The following is a 2110-nucleotide window of genomic DNA, read 5'->3' on the forward strand; positions in this document are numbered from 1 at the left end:
CGAGTTCTCGACCAACATCGTCGACCGCTACCTGGTGGCAGCCGAAGATGTAGAGATCCAGCCGCTCATCGTGCTGAACAAGGTCGACATGCTCGATGAAGCGGCGCGTGTGCGCATCGATGGCCAGCTAAGCGCCTATCGCAAACTCGGTTATCAGGTGATCCTGGTCAGCTGCGAGAGTGGCGAGGGGCTCGATGAGCTCAAGGCCCAGTTCAACGGCAAGATCAGCATCTTCGTCGGTCAGTCCGGGGTAGGAAAATCCTCCCTGGCCAATGCCCTGATGCCCGGTCTGGGTGTCTTGACCGGCGAGATCTCCGAAAACTCGGGGCTCGGTCAGCACACCACCACCACGGCACGCCTCTACCACTTTCCGAGTGGTGGCGATCTCATCGACTCCCCCGGGATCCGTGAGTTCGCGCTCTGGCACCTGGAAGCCGATCGCATCACCTGGTGCTTCGTGGAGTTCCGCGACTACTTGGGGGGCTGCAAGTTTCGCGACTGCACCCACAAGGACGATCCCGGTTGCGCCCTGCGCACCGCGGTCGAACGGGGCGATATCAGCGCGGATCGCTTCTTCAACTATCACCGCATCCTGGAAACCATGCAGGAAGCACGCCACGGTCGGCAACAAGCCCGACTGTGACCCACTAAACCACTCTTTCTATTAAAAAGAGCAGATGAACATCATGAGCATTACTGACAACCTGAAGATTGCCGGTCAATACTGTCTGCCCAAGCACGCCCTCTCTCGCTTGCTCGGCAAGCTGGCTGCCGCGCAAGCGGGCAACCTCACCACCAAGGTGATCGAGGCCTTTATCAAGCAGTACCAGGTCGACATGAGCGAAGCGCTCCATGAAGATCCCGCTTTCTACAAGAGCTTCAACGCCTTCTTTACCCGCGAACTCAAGCCGGGGATCCGTCCCCTGGTTGACGATCCCATGACCCTGGCGCTGCCGGTGGACGGAACTGTCAGCCAGCTCGGCCCCATCCAGCAGGGCCGCATCATCCAGGCCAAGGGCCACGACTACAGTGCCCGCGAGCTGCTGGGTGGTTATGAGGATCTGGTCGCCCCCTTCAAGGATGGCGACTTCGCGACTATCTATCTGGCTCCCAAGGACTACCACCGCATCCACATGCCCCTGGATGGCGTCTTGGAGAGCATGGTATTCGTGCCGGGGGACCTCTTCTCGGTCAACCCGCTGACGGCCGAAAACGTGCCGAATCTGTTTGCCCGCAACGAGCGGGTGGTCGCCACCTTCCGCACCGCCCATGGCCCCATGGCTCTGGTGCTGGTCGGCGCCACTATCGTCGCCAGCATCGAGACCATCTGGGCTGGCAACATAGCGCCGACCAAGCATAAGGAAGTGGTGCGTTGGGACTACGCCGGGGATGAGGCAATCACCCTGCAAAAAGGGGCGGAAATGGGGCTGTTCAAACTCGGCAGCACAGTGGTCTGTCTGTTTGGCCCAGGCATGCTGGCAAGCTTCGATGCGCCGCTGGCGCCCGGCGTCACTACCCGCATGGGTCAGCCCTTTGCCAAACTGGCGAACGACGCATGACGGAACCGACCGAGAAGCCGCAGCCTGACTTGGCGCAGTCCGATAAGGCCCAGCCCAGGAATCCGCTCCATGGCTTGACCCTCGAGGCCATCGTCACCGAACTGGTCGCCTACTATGGCTGGGAGCAGCTCGGAGAGCAGATTAACATCCGCTGCTTTACCGACGATCCCAGCATCAAGTCCAGCCTGAAGTTTTTGCGCAAGACCCCCTGGGCAAGGGAAAAGGTCGAGAGCCTCTACCTCTACGTCCAGCGCAAGCAGTCCAAAAAGAAGGAAGGCCCCCATGGCATTTAAAATTACTTATACATACAAGAGTCAGGCCAAGGAAATCGGCTATTCCAACGACAAGTTTCGCAGCATCTATGATGCCATCGCGGCCGCCGAGGGGCTTGACCTCACGGCGTTCCACGCCATGGAGGCCCAGTTGGCCCAAGTGTGCCGTCGTGACAAGAAGAGCGTGAAAGATTACCAGGAGAACCACTTCAAGGAGCTGGGTTTCTCCGCCATCACCATCTTCCGCGACGAAGAGTGAGCGTGGTGACAATAAAAAAC

Annotated in this window: 4 protein-coding genes; all 4 read left to right on the top strand. The window is 59.3% G+C overall.

The window, feature by feature from the left end; all coding sequences use genetic code 11:
* The coding region (gene rsgA, locus G113_RS19890; RefSeq protein ID WP_005913437.1) for a ribosome small subunit-dependent GTPase A at positions 1 to 643 on the top strand (643 nt) is incomplete at its 5' end.
* Between the two features lie 43 nt (positions 644 to 686).
* Complete coding sequence (gene asd, locus G113_RS19895) at positions 687 to 1559, top strand: archaetidylserine decarboxylase (RefSeq protein WP_040319436.1); 873 nt, start codon at positions 687 to 689, stop codon at positions 1557 to 1559.
* Positions 1556 to 1852 carry a VF530 family protein gene (locus G113_RS19900; RefSeq protein WP_005913443.1) on the top strand — a complete coding sequence of 99 codons (297 nt, stop codon included), beginning with the start codon at positions 1556 to 1558 and terminating at the stop codon, positions 1850 to 1852. The genes asd and G113_RS19900 overlap by 4 nt, the downstream gene beginning before the upstream one ends.
* Positions 1842 to 2090: a DUF2960 domain-containing protein gene (locus tag G113_RS19905; protein WP_005913445.1), complete on the top strand. Its 249-nt coding sequence runs from the start codon at positions 1842 to 1844 to the stop codon at positions 2088 to 2090. The genes G113_RS19900 and G113_RS19905 overlap by 11 nt, the downstream gene beginning before the upstream one ends.
* Positions 2091 to 2110: the final 20 nt, after the last annotated feature.

Origin of the sequence: Aeromonas molluscorum 848, assembly GCF_000388115.1 — a bacterium.
GTDB lineage: Bacteria > Pseudomonadota > Gammaproteobacteria > Enterobacterales > Aeromonadaceae > Aeromonas > Aeromonas molluscorum.

Coding starts and splice junctions, on each gene's coding strand:
- G113_RS19900 (WP_005913443.1), top strand. CDS start 1,556: ATGACGGAACCGACCGAGAAGCCGCAGCCTGACTTGGCGCAGTCCGAT.
- G113_RS19905 (WP_005913445.1), top strand. CDS start 1,842: ATGGCATTTAAAATTACTTATACATACAAGAGTCAGGCCAAGGAAATC.
- asd (WP_040319436.1), top strand. CDS start 687: ATGAGCATTACTGACAACCTGAAGATTGCCGGTCAATACTGTCTGCCC.